The organism is Sphingobacterium sp. G1-14, assembly GCF_002196555.1.
GTDB lineage: Bacteria > Bacteroidota > Bacteroidia > Sphingobacteriales > Sphingobacteriaceae > Sphingobacterium > Sphingobacterium siyangense.
In genome coordinates this window covers 2,353,002-2,371,478 of record NZ_CP021381.1, presented here as the reverse complement: position 1 = coordinate 2,371,478, position 18,477 = coordinate 2,353,002, and the positions used below count along the sequence as shown (strand labels likewise).

The following is an 18,477-nucleotide window of genomic DNA, read 5'->3' as shown; positions in this document are numbered from 1 at the left end:
CGAGGAGCTAGAGACTCCCCGAGTTAACTATAAACATATGAAACTAAATCTTTTTAAGCTCCAAATACCGGATTTGGCAGTCTACAGATCGGTTGAAAACCCGAAAAATCAACGTCTGTAGAAAGATATCCTTCTTTTACTGGTTCGTCTTTCACCAAATCAGTACTTAGGTATTTTTTGTTATCATCACAAAGTAGCGTCACCACGACAGCCTCATCACCCAGCTCCTGTTGTAATTTAATCGCTCCGATTACATTTGCTCCGGAAGAGATACCAACAGCCAATCCCAACTGGCGCGATAGTTTCTGCGCCATAATAATGGAATCACCATCATTCGCACAAACGACAGTATCGAGTTCATCTAAATCCACAATAGCAGGAATAAATTCATCAGATATTCCCTGAATACGGTGTGAACCTACTTTATGTCCTGTAGTCAAAGTTGGACTTTCTGCCGGCTCCAGCGGATGTACACGAACATTTGGGTTTACTTTTCTTAAGCTTCTACCCACACCCATTACCGTACCACCAGTTCCCACACCAGCAACAAAAGCATCGGCAACTAAGCCCTGTTCTTCCAGTTGCTTTACAATTTCGTACCCTGTAGTTTTCTCATGCGCTTCGGCATTATATTGATTCTCAAATTGCCGTGGAAGAAAAACACCGCCTTTTGCAGCAAGCTCTTCACTTAAACGAATACTTCCTAAAAAACCACCTTCTTCCTTGCTTATCAACTGAATATCCGCCCCCATACTTCGAATAATATCGGTACGCTCCTTACTCAGCCAGTTGGGCATAATAATCTTTACTTGATGACCAAGCGCTTTGCCGATTGCTGAAAAAGCAATCCCTGTATTTCCACTCGTAGCTTCAATAACGACATCAGTCGGGCGAATCTGACAATTCATATACGCTTTGTATAGAATATAAAGAGCCATCCTATCCTTAATGCTACCGGTCAGATTGTAGTTCTCACATTTCACGAAAATTCGCCCCGGTTTACCTTTGTAAGTATACTGTAGTTCCAACATCGGCGTATTTCCAACTAATCGCCACAGATGTTTGAATCTCTTGTCCAATGCAGGTGACAAACACGCACTTAATAATTCTTGTTCAGCCATTTCTTATAAATGATTATTCTGTTGCAAAATTGACCATTGACAAGATAATATTCAATACATCATTATAATTTCAATAAAAATTAAATTAAAACAGATAAAAACCAATAAATAATTCAGAACAATAGTGTATTTTTACAGCCGTACCGAAAATATTCAGATTATGGAATTGGATGAAATCGATGTAAAATTATTGCGCCTCCTACAGCAAGATGCCTCAATGAGTAACAAAGCGCTATCCTTTGAACTCAACAAATCTATTGCAGCTGTTCATGAACGTGTTAGAAAGCTAAAGCGGTTGGGTTACATCAAAAAAACGGTGGCAATTTTGGATCGTCACAAGATAGGCATTGGGTTAATCTCATTTTCCCAGGTTTTTCTCAAGGCGCACACGTTTGAAGTGTTGAATGAATTCGAAAAAGAGGTGGCTAAATTCCCGGAGGTGATGGAATGTTACCAAATGGCAGGCTCTTACGACTTTATGTTACGTATAGCAACCAAAGATATGGATGCTTATCATATTTTTCTGCGGCATCGACTGGCCGTATTACCTCAAGTAAACACCGTACAGACCTACTTTGTATTATCGGAGACAAAAAGCGAGACAGCTTACCCCCTTTAATCTTTGTCTTAAAAACGAAGGAATATTGCTGTCATGTGCAATAACATTATTGCACATGACAGCAATGAAAAACTAATTAATCGAATAACAAGGTACCCGTCACATTCCAGCTGCTGAAACTTGTTCCTTCAGGTGCTCCCTGTGGGATCTGTACCTGCATCGTATGGTCTCCAGCTTTTAAATCCCCCAGATCAATGTAGATCGGCGGTGTTACTGTACCTGGACACCAATTGGAGCGACTCAGATCGGATGAAGACAACCCTGTAGCAAAATTACCTGAAGCTGGGTTTGACAAACGATACGAACCGCAATCATTGCGCCAAGGGGTGTATTTAAAGAGCAATGAATCGTTTAGGAAAATGCGGTTTTCTTTAGGCACAAACTCATCACCATTGCCCCAGCCTCCATGCCCTGTGGTAATGTAGCGTAATTGCACGTTTTTAGCATCCTGGTCCAAATGAAATGAAACAGTAAGACCTTTCTCCTTGTCAAACATAGATCCGTACTCCTGACCGCCCATTTCCATGACATTGGTCGTCGTAAATAAAGACATCGTCTTTTTCAGACTGCCTTTTGACTCGGCATCGAATCCCGGATGTATCGTCAGCTCCACACTCACCTCATGTCCATTTTTATCATAGTTACCAATGAAGGCACCCACATAGACCTCCTGCTCGCTCAACATACCGGCCAATTCGGTTACGTCCTGACGGTACAGCACCGAGTCTTGCCAAACCTTATCCTTTAACTGAAGATAGTTAAACTGCTTAACACCAAAAGGTGTAAAGAAACGCATCAATTCAACAATAGGCTCAAAGGATGCTGTTTTTACAACCCCTTGATAGGCTTTACCATTGCCATTTTCATACTTAGGAAGGGTACCCATACCATTTTTCATGCCGTCCAAAAAGCTCTGTGCCTTGTTGGTGGGAATGATAAAAACTGATCCAGTACGATCATAGGCATCACCTTTCGATTGTTCGACCAACTGCACAAATACATTGTCGCTTGTCTTTATTTTTGGGATTTTCACCTTTTTTACCAAAACTGTCCCATTAGCAAAACGCAAAATAGAATCCGACTTTACACCATCCGAAAAACGTATACTCTCCTTCCGAAAAACAGGTATTTGGATAAAACGGTTCTTCCAGATAAGATCTTTATAGGAAAGTTCATCGTAAGGTTTTTCAGTTCCCTTTAGCCTCAGTTGATCCGGTATAGTCTTTACCTTTTCTACTTTGGTGGCAAAGGTACGTGTATTCCCATTGCGGATTACCTCGAGTACCAGACCAAGGTCCTGACCAAGTTCCGTGGGTGCACCTTTGACCCCTAATTTATCGGTATACCAAACTTCTATTTTATTGGAATTGATGCTCGTCTCCACTTTTTTACAGGGATAGCCCAAGATTGTTTTAGTCTCGTTTGTGGCGTTAAATTTTTGTTTCGAAAGCGCGAGCGAATCTTTGGTTAGAATGATTGATCCGTCTTTGAGTTTAGCAATTTTAAGTAAGGCATTGCCTCCAGAACGCTCTACCACAACCCGTTCGTATGGCGGCGCCAACTGTCCGTTCATTTCTTTTGCCGAACTAACAAAAGTCTCCTTTTCATTGGCATAGACTAGAATGGCATTTTGATTGGCAGCTGTATTCCCATTGAAACTTTGATTATATTGAATGACATAATTCGACAGCTTTTGCGCCTGCGAAGACAATGACAAACATAAAATAGACGTAAAAAGAATACTTTTCTTCATAGCATGTGTATTGGTTTAGATGCAAAAATAAGAAAGGCTTTAGGAATTCCTAAAGCCTTTCTTATTTTATGCTAAAACGTTTATTTGATCAACCAGATATCCAAGAGGTAAAATACAGCAAAAATCACCGAGGCATAACCATTTGTTGTCATAAAGTCGCGATTGACCCGACTTAAATTAGTCGATGAAAACAGGGTATGCTGGTAAATCAGCAATGCCCCATAAAAGGCCACACCTAAATAATAAATCCAGCCTACCGGCATCAAAAATGCTGGTATCAAAATAAATATAAAAGAAAACACATGCAGACATTCCGAAACGCGCATAGCTCCCTTCGTTCCTAACCACACGGGTATAGAATTAAGATGATTTACCCGATCAAAGGCTTCGTCCTGCAAAGCGTAAATAATATCGAAGCCACTCACCCAGGTCAACACAGCGAAACCATAAAGTACCGGAACGGTCGCAAATTGTCCTGTAATAACCATATATGCGCCTATTGGAGCCAATCCCAGCCCTGCTCCCAATACAAGATGGCATAAGGGTGTTATGCGCTTTGTATAGGAGTAAAAAAGCACGACAAAAAGTGCAATGGGCGACAACATAAAGCAAAGAGAATTGATAAAATACGTCGCTGCAATAAAAATCAGGCAATTTACCAGCGTAAAAACCAATGCATTTTTAGCGGAAATTTTTCCTGCAGGAATATCACGCATGGCCGTTCTTGGATTAATGGCATCAATATCTCTATCCAGATAACGATTGAATGCCATGGCAGCATTACGGGCCGTCACCATACAAACGAGCATCAAAACCAATAATTTCCACGAAAAGGCATAGTCTGTTGTGTGTAATGCCAAAAAGAAGCCAATAAAGGCAAATGGCAATGCAAATACACTATGGGCAAATAAAACTAAGGACAAGTATTTTTTCATCTGAACTTAAAATCTAGCTAAAACTGTTCGTTTCCGTCGAGTTCAGGGCGAACAAATCGGCCATTAACTTCATCGATAGCTTCTAAAATAGGCTCATGCCCCATTTTCTTCTCCGCTGACGTCAGGAAAATCGGCGGCACCTCCTCAAACCATTGGAGCAATGATTTTTTAAATTTCGCAATATTCGCATCGGATTTAACAGTCGATTGCTTATCGGCTTTGGTGAAAACCAACATAAATGGTAAACCGCATTCGCCCAACCAATAGCAAAAATCAAGATCAATCTTTTGTGGTTCATGACGGCTATCCACCAATACAAAAACACATTGCAAATTGTCCCGATGGGTAAGATACCGACGGATGAACTTTTCCCATTCATTACGACTTGTTTTAGAGGCCTTAGCAAAACCATAACCTGGCAAATCCACCAAATACCATGTATCGTCGATGATAAAATGATTGATCAACTGCGTCTTACCAGGTTTTTGGGAGGTCTTGGCAAGTCCTTTCTTGTTGGTCATTGCATTGATCAACGATGATTTACCGACATTTGAACGTCCGATAAACGCATATTCCGGCAAATTAGGTGCAGGTAATTTGTCAACTCTCGTGTTACTGCACACGAATTCGGCTTTTTTCACTTCCATGGAACAAAGGTACGTTAAATGAATCCCTTTGACAAGATTTGTACGGCTTCTATTCCATAAAAAAGCTCGACTTCCGATTTTATGGGCAGGATAATAAAATGTCCCTAATTATTTTTAACTTTCACTACAAACGATTAGTCAAACGAATAAGCGTATTCCGAAGCGAAAATATGCATAAAATTTTTCAGGGATGCTGTAACAATTCAGCCGTACAAGATACTAACTACATAAATAAACGTCAGTCTTTGGAAAAAAAGCAAGGTTCTTAAAAACCCAAAGAACGAATAAATTAAACCTTAAAATAGATGTTACTCGAAATCAATCATGTCACCAAAGATTACGCCAATCACCGTGCATTGGACGATGTATCCATTCAAATCCCAAAGGGTAAGATTTTTGGGCTATTGGGGCCAAACGGGGCGGGAAAAACATCCCTGATCCGTATTATTAACCAAATTACCGCCCCCGATTCCGGCGAAATTCTGTTTAATGGCGAACCCTTGGGTCCACAGCACATTGCTCAAATCGGCTATTTACCCGAAGAACGGGGTTTGTACAAAAAAATGAAAATCGGTGATCAAATGTTGTATTTGGCGCAGCTTAAGGGGCTTTCCAAGCGAGAAGCTTTAGCACGCATCCGAGATTGGTGCCAACGCCTGGACATCACATCCTGGTTAGACAAAAAAATAGAAGATCTCAGTAAAGGTATGCAGCAAAAAGTACAATTTGTCGCTACAGTCATCCACCAACCACAATTGATTATCTTAGATGAGCCCTTTTCGGGATTTGATCCCGTAAATGCCAATATCATAAAAGAACAGATTCTCCGCTTAAATCAAGAAGGTGCGACCATTATATTTTCCACACATCGCATGGAGACTGTGGAAGAGCTTTGCGATAATATTGCCCTCATCAACCGATCAAAAAAAATACTGGATGGTTCTGTACAAGCGATTAAAAAAGAATACCGAAATCAAACCTATCGATTGGAATATACAGCAAGCGAAGATAATTTTCTTCTGTCCGACGACACCCTATTTGAGGTCATCACGTCAACAAAGAATGAAAAAACATACATCACTACAATTCAGCTAAATAACAACAGCCATATCAATGATGTATTAATGCGTTTCATACCCCAAATACAGCTCAATCAACTCATTGAAATCGTTCCCTCCATGGCGGATATTTTCATCCAAAAAGTCACACAAGTCTCACCTACAGCTAACGATCATGCATAAAATATTACTTATCATCCAACGGGAATACCTATCACGTGTCAAGAAAAAATCTTTTATTGTCATGACTTTTGCCGTGCCCCTGTTCTTTTTCGCACTGTATGCAGGCATGTTTTATCTGACAAAAAAGAGCTTCAAAGATTCGCACACCGAAGTCTTTATTTTAGATGAGCAAGGCGACTTTGCCAGCAAACTCCAAAGCAATAAAAATGTAAGTTATACCGTATCCAAATTGGACCTCCAGGCTCAAAAAGCGCAGCTTACACAAAGCGAAGGAAAACAGTCGATCCTTTATATTCCAAAAGATATTTTAACAAGCGAAAGAGCCGAGCTGATTACCGGCGGCAAGACAAGTTTTGTCACACAGGAGATCATTAGCGGCCAGTTGGAAGAAATCATCCGTGAGAAGGAATATAAAGCCAAGGGTATCGACCTGCAGATTATCGAGTCCATTAAGCCCAAAGTCACCATCGATGCAAAAGAAATAACAGCAGACGGTGAAGAAAAGAACAGCAATACAGCCATTGCAATGGGTCTTGGTGTCGCTTTGGCTATCTTAGTATACCTATCGCTGTTTCTCTATGGTGCCCAGGTAATGCGTGGTATTATCGAAGAAAAGAGCAACCGTATCATCGAAGTCATTATTTCCTCGGTCAAACCCTTTCAGCTCATGATGGGTAAAATTGTTGGGATCGGTATGGTTGGACTGACGCAATTTGTCATGTGGCTAGTGCTTACAGGAGGCTTATTTATCACAGCAACGCTCCTATTTGTCAATCCTCAGGATATGCAGGAGGTTGCGGCAAGCCAACCTGGAGCGGGTAATATGAGTACCGTATCAAAAGCAATGGCCCAGAATGATTCTGCTTCTATCCTTACTTCGATCCAAAGCTTTAACTTCACGGAAGTCATCATTTTCTTCTTTCTATTTTTTATTGCCGGATATCTGCTGTATAGTGCTATTTTCGCTGCTGCTGGTTCAGCTGTCGACAATGAAACAGAAGCCAATCAGTTTTCAATGCCCATTACCATGCCTTTGCTATTGACCTATATTCTTTCTTTTGGCGTCATTATCAATGATCCCAATGGACCGATTGCAACATGGTTAAGCTTTATTCCATTCACCTCTCCCATCGCTATGCTCGTTCGCATACCTTTTGGTGTACCCCTATGGCAGATTCTGACCTCATTGACCTTGCTCATACTGACCTTCTTATTTGTGACCTGGGTTGCTGCCCGCATCTATCGTGTCGGTATTTTGATCTATGGTAAAAAAGCAAGTCTCAAAGAAATCATCAAATGGTTCAATTACAAAAGCTAGCTGTATTCTGAACCAGCTGTGCATAACTACAGCAACATAAAAAGGGCCAAATTGCAAGCAATTTGGCCCTTTTCTTTTATATACAAGCATCCCGATTAGGCTACGATCATAAATAGTACAATCAGCACCTAAAAACAGCTCAGTTAATATCTTAAATTCAATTTTTTAAAGACAAAATGCCACAACCATATCGGTCCGACAAGTAAAAACTGTAGAAACTGCTGTCCTGTGATTTTCTTCTTTTCCTTTCCCTTACCGATAAACAGCGCGACAATAGCTAGCAATGCGATTCCCAAACACACCCAGATGACAGCCGGGCCACCATTCTTTTGTGCGTATTCCAATTGCACAATAAAGAAACTCATGCCCCCGATAGAGAATAATATCGCATAGGACAACGTTGCAGACAGCTTTAAATAATAGTAAATGACAATAGCGATGAAGAAAGATCCCCAATTCAAAAAAGTATGCCAATTGAGTTTGACCAAGAACTCGAACTGTGGAAATGGGATCATCCAGATGCAGCCCATGATACCAAAAAACAATAATGGTAAAAAGATGGCTTGAATCAGACGGTTGGTCGGATCCTGAAAATTAGCATCCAGCTCCGCAAAATACTTATCTACGGGACGTAAAGGTTCGACTTCTTGAACTTTCTTCTTTTGTTTCATTCGGCAAATTTAACAAATATTGGGCATGCCTTAGGCCTTAAAGATGATAATATTCCTTATTTTTTGGTCTGCTGCAGGTCATTATATGCTTTCAGAGCATACAAACTCGCTTACTCCTATTCTATTCCGTAATATTGCAGCATGAAGTCTTACAAACATATCTTATTTGATCTGGACGGAACCCTGACCGACCCCGCAGAAGGAATTACGAAATGTATTGCCTATGCCTTAGAATCCAAAGGCATCCATACAGCAGATCTGAATAGCCTCAAACCCTTGATCGGCCCGCCCCTTAAAGATTCTTTCATACATACCTTTGGATTTGAGGAAAGCGAAGCTATTGCCTGTGTAGAAAAATATCGGGAACGCTTTTCAACCATAGGGCTGTATGAGAATATCCTGTTTGATCGCATACCTGAGCTTTTAGCATTGCTGAAAACAAAGGGGTACAACATCTACCTTGCGACCTCCAAACCCGAAATTTTCGCCCACAAGATATTACAGCACTTTGCAATAAATACCTATTTTGATTTTGCGGGCGGAAGCGCTTTGGACGATTCCAGACCGACCAAAACCAGTGTCATCCAATATGTCATGGAACAGGCCAAGCTAACACGTCCACAAGACTGCCTCATGATCGGAGATCGCAAACATGATCTGATTGGTGCCCGAGAAACAGGTATGGATGCTGTTGGTGTATTGTATGGCTATGGTAGCCAAGCCGAACTCGAACAGGAAGATCCGACCTATCTATTGGCTACAGTGACAGATCTGATGGAATTTTTCCGATATTAAATCTCCTTTGGAGAATGGAATGGCTGAAATGATCAAGTTGAAGGAAAAACGTGTAGAATTGCATAAAAAAAGCTCCAAACAAAATGTTTGGAGCTTTTTTTATAATAGATCCTTAGGATCTATTTTGCGTAAGACACTGATCTTGTCTCACGAATCACAGTTACTTTAATTTGCCCTGGATAAGTCATTTCCGTTTGAATACGGTTAGAGATATCAGCAGCTAGTATTTCCGACTGTGCATCAGACACCTTCTCACTCTCAACGATGACACGTAGCTCACGGCCAGCTTGTATCGCGAAGGTTTTCTCAACCCCAGGATACGATAAAGCCAAATCTTCCAACTCTTTTAGGCGCTTGATATAACTTTCCACAACCTCACGACGTGCGCCCGGGCGTGCACCAGAGATCGCGTCACAAGCCTGAACAACCGGAGATATTAAGGCAGTCATTTCGATCTCATCATGGTGAGCACCAATTGCATTACATACATCAGGGTGTTCCTTGTATTTCTCTGCAAGTTGCATCCCTAAAATAGCGTGTGGCAACTCCGGATTATCATCAGGCACTTTACCTATATCGTGTAGTAATCCAGCACGTTTCGCATGTTTAACATTCAGACCTAGTTCTGCCGCCATTGTTGCTGCAAAATTAGCTACCTCACGCGAGTGTTGTAGAAGATTCTGTCCGTAAGACGAACGGTAACGCATACGCCCTACCATACGAATCAATTCGGGGTGCAAACCATGGATTCCCAAATCGATCGCGGTACGTTCACCAATTTCAACGATTTCATCCTCTATTTGCGTCCGCGTCTTAGCAACAACCTCTTCAATACGTGCCGGGTGGATACGACCATCTGTTACCAAACGGTGTAAAGCCAAACGCGCTATTTCGCGACGTACGGGATCGAAACCAGATAGGATAATTGCTTCAGGTGTATCGTCTACAATGATTTCTACGCCTGTTGCAGCTTCCAATGCACGAATATTACGACCTTCACGACCAATAATACGACCTTTGATTTCATCATTTTCGATATTGAAAATTGAAACCGTATTTTCGATTGCAGATTCTGTAGCAGTGCGTTGGATGGTCTGAATAACAACCTTTTTCGCCTCTTTAGTCGCCGTCAATTTGGCCTCATCCACAATATCTTTGATTTGAATCATCGCTTGTGAGCGGGCTTCTTCGCGCAACGAGTCCACCAATTGATTTTTTGCTTCGTCAGCAGTGACGCCAGCGATACTTTCCAATTGCTTAATCTGTTGTAATTTGAGTGTTTCTACTTCTTCAGATTTCTTTTCATTCAGTTCAACCAATTTATCCAATTGCTTTTTCTTGGTATCTACATCTTGCTTATCGCGATTGATGTTTTCAAGTTTTTGGTTAATTGACTGTTCTTTTTGTCTTAACGTATTTTCCTTTTGGTTGATGGTATTGTTACGTTGATTGACTTCCTTTTCGTGTTCAGATTTTAATTGAAGGAACTTTTCTTTGGCCTCTAATAGGCGTTTCTTTTTAATGTGTTCCCCTTCCTGCTCTGCATCTTTCAGTATGCTATTTACCTTATCCTTGGCTTCCTGCTCTTGTTTTTTAAATAACAGAACCAATAGATAACGACCTATAACAACACCAACAATCAGAGAAATTATGCTATAAATTGCGATGTCCATGTATGTATAATTGTATTATTTATGTTTGTTTTTATTAATTATATTCAAATTCCAGTAAAATCATCAATCAGCCTGTCCCCTTACCTTTGATATGCGCCAACTCAGTAGCGATCCGGATAAGTGCATCAGGACTTCATGACAAAAAAAAACCGCAATTAAATTTAAACAGGTCTCATGTATTATTAAACTTCGTGATTACATAATTAGGCTTAGATTATGACCCAGATGGCTTTCGCAAAATGGCCTATATCTTTTTGCGCCTGTAATATTGAAGCGTTAAGTTTAAAATAGTGACAACCCGAATTTAATTGCGGCAAATTCGTCGTTTAAGCTCTAAATATAAAGAACGTAAATTTATTTTTTAAAGAAATCCGTCAACAACTGATCAAGTTCCTGTACTGAATTTTCCAAACCCACTTCGTGGTTTTGAGACTGCCGCTCTGCATTAAGCATACGCGTCGCAAATTGCAATACACACATGGATAACAAATCCTGCTTATCTCTCACAGTATAGTTTTCCTGCAATTCCTTTACTTTTTCATTTATCAATTTCGCAGCGTGTCGAATTACTTCTTCTTCCGCGCTCTCCACCCGAAGGGGATAAACACGATCTGCGATATTTATTTTTATGGAAATCTCTCCCATTTCTTTGAGCTTTTTAACGTTGTATTAGTTTGAATCCGATAACACTTCTCCCAACTATTTCAACAAACTAATACACTTGTCTATTTCCCGCACAAAATCGTTAATTTTTTGTTTTGTGTCAAGTATTTTTTCATTAATTGCTTCCTTATCCGTTTCAGAATCTAACGTACGGGCAACTGCCAACGCTTTGACCTTCTCTTCCAATTGCTTGCTCTTATCGTTGCTCGCATCGAAAGCCACTTTTAAGGATTGTACCTCTAATTTAAGCAAATCATTTTCTTCTTGCAAGACTTCGCACAATTGAATTAAATTTTTCGTTTTCTCAACGATCAGATTCATTTGTGAAGACAATGTTGCCATAATATAAATTGAATATTACCAATTAATGTTGTATCTCTAATTAACCACGCACTTCCGCGCCTAGTTCCTTCTCAAAATTAACAATTAATTTTTGAACTATCGCATCAATTTGCTTATCAGTAAGTGTTTTTTCTTCATCCTGCAAGATAAAGCTCAGAGCATAAGACTTTTTCCCTTCCGGAATTTTATCACCTTTATACACGTCAAACACATTTACCTCCTTTAAAAGCTTGCGTTCGGTCTTCTGAGCGACAAATTGTAGCTTATCGAAGCTTACATTTTCGTCGATCAAGAGCGATAAATCTCTGCGTACAGCCGGGAATTTGGAAACTTCTTTATATTGAATGCTATTCTTACGAATAATTTTCATCAAAACATCCCAGTCAAAATCAGCAAAGAAAACCTGACCTTCAACATCTGCTTTTTTCAAATCTGCGTTTGCAATTGCACCAAATGAAACCAAACATTTCTGCCCTTTCATATAGTTCAAACCATAGGCAAAATGTGAATTTGCAGCATCTTGTATCTGAATCCCTTCAATTTTCAGCCTTTTGATAACAGTATCTACGGCTGCTTTTAGGTTATAGAAATTAACCGCATCTTTTTTGCTATTCCATTGCTCAGCTTCATTTTTACCCGCCATGGCAAAAACCAGGTGTTGTGTTTCTTTATAGCCTTCACCATCCAGTGCATAAGTCTTACCGAATTCAAAGAATTTCAGATCGAAGTTTCTTCGTTTTTGGTTATATTCAATCGCACTCAAAACAGAAAACACCATATTTTGACGCATCGTATCTAAATCCGAACTCAATGGATTATACAATTTAACCGCCGTTTCGCTATCATCCGCATAGTCCAGCTTTGTTAGGGAGTTGGACAGAATCTCACGAAATCCATTTGCAATGAGCAGATCAGCCAATTGATTTAAGACAACTTCCTTATCTGGCTTTTCAACCGTATTTAAAGAGGCCTTAATCTGTGACTTCAACTCAATATTGTTATAACCATAAATACGCAACACTTCCTCCACAACGTCTACCTCACGTGTGACATCGACACGATATGCCGGCACCAACACATCAAGGCCCGTTTCAGTTTCTGAAGTGACTTCAATGCCAAGAGCGACAATAATGGATTTAATTTCTTCATTTGGAATCGCCTGACCGATCAAACGAACCACATTCGCATAGTTCACGTGAAATGAAAACGGTTTAATCACAACAGGATACGCATCCTTTAGGGTAGATGAAATGGTTCCACCTGCAATTTCTTGGATCAATAAAGCAGCGCGCTTCAATGCTTCAACCGTAATATTTGGATCGGTACCCCGTTCGAAACGGAAAGAAGCATCTGTTTTTAAACCATGTCTTTTGGAGGTCTTCCGTACAGAAACAGCATTAAAATAAGCCGACTCCAAAAATACATTGGTCGTTTCGGCTGACACACCAGAATGTGCTCCACCAAAAACCCCCGCAATACACATCGGTTTTTCAGCATCGGCAATCACCAAGTCCTCTGCAGACAAGGTACGCTCCACACCATCCAAGGTAACAAATTTCTCGCCCTCAGTTGCAAGACGAACAATGACTTTATTTCCCGCAATTTTATCAGCATCAAAAGCATGCAATGGCTGACCTAAATCGTGTAATATATAATTTGTGACGTCGACAATATTATTGATCGGACGAACACCGATAACATTTAATTTCTCTTTCAACCAATCTGGAGATTCGCCAACGCGAACACCAGTAATATTGATACCACTATAACGTGGGCTCGCCTGTGCGTCCGCAACGACCACTGTCGTTCCCTCAGCCTCAGCAGCCTTGAATGCAGAAACATCTGCTTTTAACAATTGTGTACGAAAATGTGCCGCAATATCTCTTGCAACGCCTAAATGCGAAGCTGCATCTGCACGATTTGGTGTTAAACCAATTTCATAACGGTAATCATCCTGGATATTGAAATGATCTTTCACTAAGGTCCCCACAGCAACATCAGCTGGTAATTCAACGATACCGGCATGGGATGTACCTAAACCGATTTCATCTTCTCCACACAACATACCTTCGGAAACTTCACCACGAATTTTAGATTTGGTAATTTTAAAAGGCTCTCCTGTAAGCGGATGGCATGTCGTACCCACTGTAGCAACAATGACTTTCAATCCTGTACGACAGTTCGGTGCGCCACATACAATGTGTAATAACTCCGGTCCACCGACATCAACGGTGGTTACTCTTAATTTATCGGCATTAGGATGCTGTTCACAAGTTTTCACTTCACCAACAACCAAACCATCCAATCCACCTGGGATACTCTGCACGACGTCCAAAGCTTCTACTTCCAATCCTGTATTTGTCAAGATAAGCGATAGTTCCTCCGGTGTCGAATCTATATTAACGTGTTGTTTTAACCAATTATATGAAATATTCATCTCGAATTTGATTTGATGCACAAACTTAGATAAATTTGAGTTTATATCCAACGTCAATTTACCCTTCATCAACAGTTGGTCTGAATTTAATGCGGTAGGTAGGCTCCTCAAAAGACTTCATTAGGCTAGGCAGCAAGCGATTTTATCTTTTTTGAAAGTTGATACGATAGAACCAAGGTAGCTATTTGGACCTTAGATTCATACCGAAGGAAGAGATCGTATGAAGGAGTTCATAAACCCCTTCCCAAGGATAATCATATTTATTCATAGGTGATGAATGCTGCGAATGTAGGGGCTTTCCCCGAACGAAACGAATGCAATTATTAATTATAACTTTTATTTACATGAATTAACACAACTTTACACTTATTTACACAAAACAGCAATTTTGGCCTTTTCCAGTAAACGCAACCTGAGCCTATTTTTTAATGAAAATTCAAGCATTTCCATCAAAATAAATATGTAACTTTGTGCTTTAATTTGAAGAACGTTCAAAACAAACATTTATAATGATTCATTTCTTTGAGAACCCATCGAACACTGTATATGGTGTTCAAAGCGTAAACTCTTTATCACAAGAAGACATTACTAAACTCAACTGGCTATTCGGCAACGCCAAAAAACTAGACGACCAAAACCTTAACCATTACTTTGTAGGACCCCGCGCTGCGATGGTTACTCCCTGGAGTACCAATGCCGTAGAAATCACACAAAATATGGGCATTGCAGGAATTGTTCGTATAGAAGAATTTCAACCGGTACCAGCAGATTTCAATGACTTCGATCCAATGATTTCACAAAAGTTCAGTATGTTGACACAGGACATGTATACCGTCAACATCACACCTGAACCGATATTGGAAATTGAAGACATCGAGGCCTACAACAAATCTGAGGGCCTTGCGCTAAATCCAGAAGAAGTAGACTACCTCAATAATCTTTCGACCAAGTTGGGTCGTCTGCTTACAGACTCGGAAGTATTCGCTTTTTCACAAGCAAATTCTGAACACTGTAGACACAAGATTTTCAATGGTACCTTTATCATTGATGGCGAAGAGCAGCCCACTTCCCTATTTAAATTAATCAAAAAGACTTCTGAAACGAATCCGAACGAGATTGTTTCTGCTTATAAAGATAACGTTGCCTTTGTTAAAGGACCACGTGTCACACAATTTGCGCCTAAATCTGCCGACAAACCTGATTTTTACGAAGAGAAAGCATTTGATTCGGTTTTATCAGTAAAAGCGGAAACACACAATTTCCCTACTACTGTAGAACCATTTTCGGGAGCTGCTACTGGGTCAGGTGGTGAAATCCGCGACCGTATGGCCGGTGGCCAAGGAGCGATTCCATTGGCGGGTACAGCCGTATATATGACTGCTTATTCGCGATTGGAACAAAATAAATTGGACCTTCAGGCAGGAGCAGTAACTGAGCCGGCAAAGGAACTCAACAAAACTCGCCCATGGGAAAATGCGATGCAAGAGCGTCAATGGTTATACCAAACCCCAGTTGACATCCTGATCAAAGCTTCCAACGGTGCTTCTGACTTCGGTAATAAGTTTGGTCAGCCCCTCATTACAGGTTCTGTATTGACCTTTGAGCATGAAGAGGATGGCCGTAAACTTGGTTACGACAAAGTCATTATGCAAGCTGGTGGTGTTGGCTATGGAAAACTAGATCAAGCGAAAAAACATACGCCGAAAACTGGTGATAAAGTCGTTATCCTAGGTGGTGAAAATTACCGCATCGGAATGGGTGGAGCCGCTGTATCTTCTGCAGATACAGGAGCATTTGGTTCTGGAATTGAGCTTAATGCGATTCAACGTTCCAATCCCGAAATGCAAAAACGTGCAGCGAATGCTGTTCGTGGCTTAGTAGAGTCCGATCATAACCCAATTGTCTCGATCCATGATCATGGTGCAGGTGGCCACTTAAACTGTTTATCTGAACTTGTTGAAGAGACCGGAGGTTTAATTGACCTGGATGCACTTCCTGTAGGAGATCCTACACTATCGGCAAAAGAAATTATCGGTAATGAATCGCAAGAACGTATGGGACTTGTGATCGCTGAAGATGATATTGACACGTTAAAACGTGTTGCAGATCGCGAACGCGCACCAATGTACACTGTAGGTGATGTCACTGGCGACCACCGCTTTACTTTCGAATCGAAAAGTACAGGTGAAAAACCAATGGATTACGCCCTTGAAGATTTCTTTGGTTCATCGCCAAAAACTTTCATGCGCGATAAAACCGTCGTTCGCAATTATGCGGATCTTGCTTATGATGCAGCCGACATTCCAAACTACTTAAACCAAGTATTACAATTGGAAGCTGTTGCTTCGAAAGATTGGTTAACCAATAAAGTAGACCGTTGTGTTGGTGGCCGTGTTGCCAAACAACAATGTGCAGGTCCATTGCAATTGGCGTTGAACAACGTCGGTGTTATGGCACTTGACTATAAAGGTAAAGAAGGTATTGCGACAACAATAGGTCACTCCCCTGTTGCTGCCTTGGTGGATCCGGCGGCGGCAAGTAGAACGGCTATTGCCGAATCGCTTTCCAACATCGTATTTGCGCCAATCAAAAATGGCCTCGCAGGAATCTCCCTATCGGCCAACTGGATGTGGGCAGCCAATAATGAGGGTGAGGATGCACGCTTATACCAAGCTGTTAAAGCCTGCTCGGATTTTGCCATTGCATTGGGAATCAATATCCCAACGGGAAAAGATTCTTTGTCGATGAAGCAAAAATATCCAAACGGCGAAAACGTCATTGCCCCAGGCACATTGATCATTTCTGCCGCAGGAAATTGTACTGATATCACAAAAGTGGTAGAACCTGTGCTGAACAAAAAGGCCGGATCGATCTATTACATCAACTTATCAAAAGATCAGTTCAAATTAGGCGGTTCGTCATTTGCGCAGATCATCAATAAATTAGGTACTGAAGTACCGACCATTCAAGATGCTGCTTATTTCAAAACAGCATTCAATACCGTACAGCAATTAATTAACGAAGGACAGATCGAAGCTGGTCACGATGTCGGATCGGGGGGCTTGATTACCACCTTATTGGAAATGACCTTTGCCGATGTTAATCTCGGCGCCAACTATGACCTTTCAGCATTAAATGAATCTGATAGCGTAAAAGCCTTCTTTAATGAGAATATTGCACTTGTGCTTCAGGCGAAAGACGACGCTGCTTTTGAGGCGATTGTCACGGAAGCTGCTGTGGACGCGGTTAAAATTGGTCAGGTGATCGAAGGTAATACGGTAACGATTAAAAATCAAGAAGCGGTATTCAGCTTTGATGTCGCAGCAACACGTGATGTATGGTCTACAACATCATTCCTTTTGGATTCAAAGCAATCTAAAAATGGAACAGCACAACAACGTTTCGATAATTATAAAAATCAACCCCTAGCCTTTACTTTCCCAAGTCAATTTGATGGTAAGAAACCTAACATTGACGGAACTAAGGCACGTCCGAAAGCTGCGATCCTTCGTGAGAAAGGTTCCAACTCCGAACGCGAAATGGCTAACGCCATGTTCTTGGCAGGTTTTGATGTAAAAGATGTTCACATGACCGATTTGATAACTGGTCGCGAAACATTGGAAGACATCCAATTTATCGGTGCTGTAGGTGGTTTCTCGAACTCAGATGTATTGGGTTCGGCAAAAGGTTGGGCTGGAGCTTTCCTTTACAATGAAAAAGCGAAAAAAGCCCTAACCGATTTCTTTGCTCGTCCGGATACACTTTCGGTTGGTATCTGTAATGGCTGTCAGCTATTTATGGAACTTGAGATGATCAATCCTGAGCATGAAATCCACGGAAAAATGCTACACAATACTTCCGGAAAACATGAGTCAAACTTTGTATCTGTAAAAGTTCAGGAAAACAATTCCGTCATGTTATCGACACTAGCGGGAAGTACATTGGGTGTTTGGATCTCACATGGGGAGGGAAAATTCAACCTTCCGTATGCTGAAGAGCAATACAATATCGTTGCAAAATATGCGTATGAGCAATATCCGCATAACCCAAATGGTTCGGACTATAATACAGCAATGGTTTGCGATAAGACTGGACGTCACTTGGCTACTATGCCACATATTGAGCGTTCGGTGTTCCAATGGCATTGGGCAAATTATCCAAAAGGTCGTCAGGACGAAGTTTCTCCTTGGATTGAAGCATTCGTTAATGCGCGCCAATGGATTGACGAGCAAGGCAAATAAAAAAAGAAAAACTCCTTCATG

Annotated in this window: 14 protein-coding genes; 5 read left to right on the top strand and 9 right to left on the bottom strand. The window is 40.9% G+C overall.

Translation table 11 applies throughout. The annotated features are described in order from the left end of the window. Positions 1 to 53: 53 nt before the first annotated feature. Positions 54 to 1,121: a PLP-dependent cysteine synthase family protein gene (locus tag CBM24_RS09795; protein ID WP_088161060.1), complete on the bottom strand. Its 1,068-nt coding sequence runs from the start codon at positions 1,119 to 1,121 to the stop codon at positions 54 to 56. Between the two features lie 160 nt (positions 1,122 to 1,281). Here CBM24_RS09795 and CBM24_RS09790 point away from each other — a divergent pair, with 160 nt between their 5' ends. After that, the gene (locus CBM24_RS09790; protein WP_046675839.1) at positions 1,282 to 1,740 is read left to right on the top strand and encodes an Lrp/AsnC family transcriptional regulator; all 459 of its coding nucleotides are present in this window, start codon (positions 1,282 to 1,284) and stop codon (positions 1,738 to 1,740) included. A 76-nt stretch (positions 1,741 to 1,816) separates the two neighbouring features. On the opposite strand, the gene CBM24_RS09785 is transcribed toward CBM24_RS09790, so the two are convergent. The 3 genes from CBM24_RS09785 to yihA form a co-directional block, all read right to left on the bottom strand. Then, entirely contained in the window at positions 1,817 to 3,493 is a 1,677-nt protein-coding gene (locus CBM24_RS09785) for a PNGase F N-terminal domain-containing protein (RefSeq protein WP_088161059.1), read from the bottom strand. Between the two features lie 80 nt (positions 3,494 to 3,573). Then, positions 3,574 to 4,428: a UbiA-like polyprenyltransferase gene (locus CBM24_RS09780; RefSeq protein ID WP_088161058.1), complete on the bottom strand. Its 855-nt coding sequence runs from the start codon at positions 4,426 to 4,428 to the stop codon at positions 3,574 to 3,576. Between the two features lie 17 nt (positions 4,429 to 4,445). Continuing rightward, on the bottom strand, positions 4,446 to 5,075 hold the full coding sequence (yihA, locus tag CBM24_RS09775; protein WP_075991997.1) for a ribosome biogenesis GTP-binding protein YihA/YsxC: 630 nt from the start codon (positions 5,073 to 5,075) through the stop codon (positions 4,446 to 4,448). A 305-nt stretch (positions 5,076 to 5,380) separates the two neighbouring features. Here yihA and CBM24_RS09770 point away from each other — a divergent pair, with 305 nt between their 5' ends. Next, positions 5,381 to 6,316, top strand: a complete 936-nt coding sequence (locus CBM24_RS09770; RefSeq protein WP_088161057.1) for an ABC transporter ATP-binding protein — start codon at positions 5,381 to 5,383, stop codon at positions 6,314 to 6,316. After that, positions 6,309 to 7,634 (top strand): ABC transporter permease, encoded by a 1,326-nt coding sequence (locus tag CBM24_RS09765; RefSeq protein WP_088161056.1) that lies wholly within the window; start codon positions 6,309 to 6,311, stop codon positions 7,632 to 7,634. Before CBM24_RS09770 ends, CBM24_RS09765 begins: the two co-directional genes overlap by 8 nt. Before the next feature lie 143 nt (positions 7,635 to 7,777). On the opposite strand, the gene CBM24_RS09760 is transcribed toward CBM24_RS09765, so the two are convergent. Further along, a complete protein-coding gene (locus CBM24_RS09760; RefSeq protein WP_075991994.1) occupies positions 7,778 to 8,305 on the bottom strand; it encodes an Mpo1-like protein in 528 nt (175 codons plus the stop codon). Between the two features lie 141 nt (positions 8,306 to 8,446). On the opposite strand from CBM24_RS09760, the gene CBM24_RS09755 reads away from it, so the two are divergent. After that, positions 8,447 to 9,100 (top strand): HAD-IA family hydrolase, encoded by a 654-nt coding sequence (locus tag CBM24_RS09755; RefSeq protein WP_088161055.1) that lies wholly within the window; start codon positions 8,447 to 8,449, stop codon positions 9,098 to 9,100. 119 nt (positions 9,101 to 9,219) lie between these two features. On the opposite strand, the gene rny is transcribed toward CBM24_RS09755, so the two are convergent. From rny to pheT, 4 genes are all read right to left on the bottom strand, one after another. Beyond that, the gene (gene rny, locus CBM24_RS09750; RefSeq protein WP_088161054.1) at positions 9,220 to 10,773 is read right to left on the bottom strand and encodes a ribonuclease Y; all 1,554 of its coding nucleotides are present in this window, start codon (positions 10,771 to 10,773) and stop codon (positions 9,220 to 9,222) included. 354 nt (positions 10,774 to 11,127) lie between these two features. Then, complete coding sequence (locus tag CBM24_RS09745; RefSeq protein WP_046675831.1) at positions 11,128 to 11,418, bottom strand: cell division protein ZapA; 291 nt, start codon at positions 11,416 to 11,418, stop codon at positions 11,128 to 11,130. Between the two features lie 54 nt (positions 11,419 to 11,472). Further along, positions 11,473 to 11,778, bottom strand: a complete 306-nt coding sequence (locus CBM24_RS09740) for a hypothetical protein (protein ID WP_046675830.1) — start codon at positions 11,776 to 11,778, stop codon at positions 11,473 to 11,475. 40 nt (positions 11,779 to 11,818) lie between these two features. Further along, positions 11,819 to 14,215 (bottom strand): phenylalanine--tRNA ligase subunit beta, encoded by a 2,397-nt coding sequence (gene pheT / locus CBM24_RS09735; RefSeq protein ID WP_088163512.1) that lies wholly within the window; start codon positions 14,213 to 14,215, stop codon positions 11,819 to 11,821. 509 nt (positions 14,216 to 14,724) lie between these two features. Between pheT and purL the strand changes: the two genes are divergently transcribed. Then, positions 14,725 to 18,456, top strand: coding sequence for a phosphoribosylformylglycinamidine synthase (purL, locus tag CBM24_RS09730; protein ID WP_088161053.1), 3,732 nt, complete (start codon positions 14,725 to 14,727; stop codon positions 18,454 to 18,456). The last annotated feature ends 21 nt before the right edge of the window (positions 18,457 to 18,477 follow it).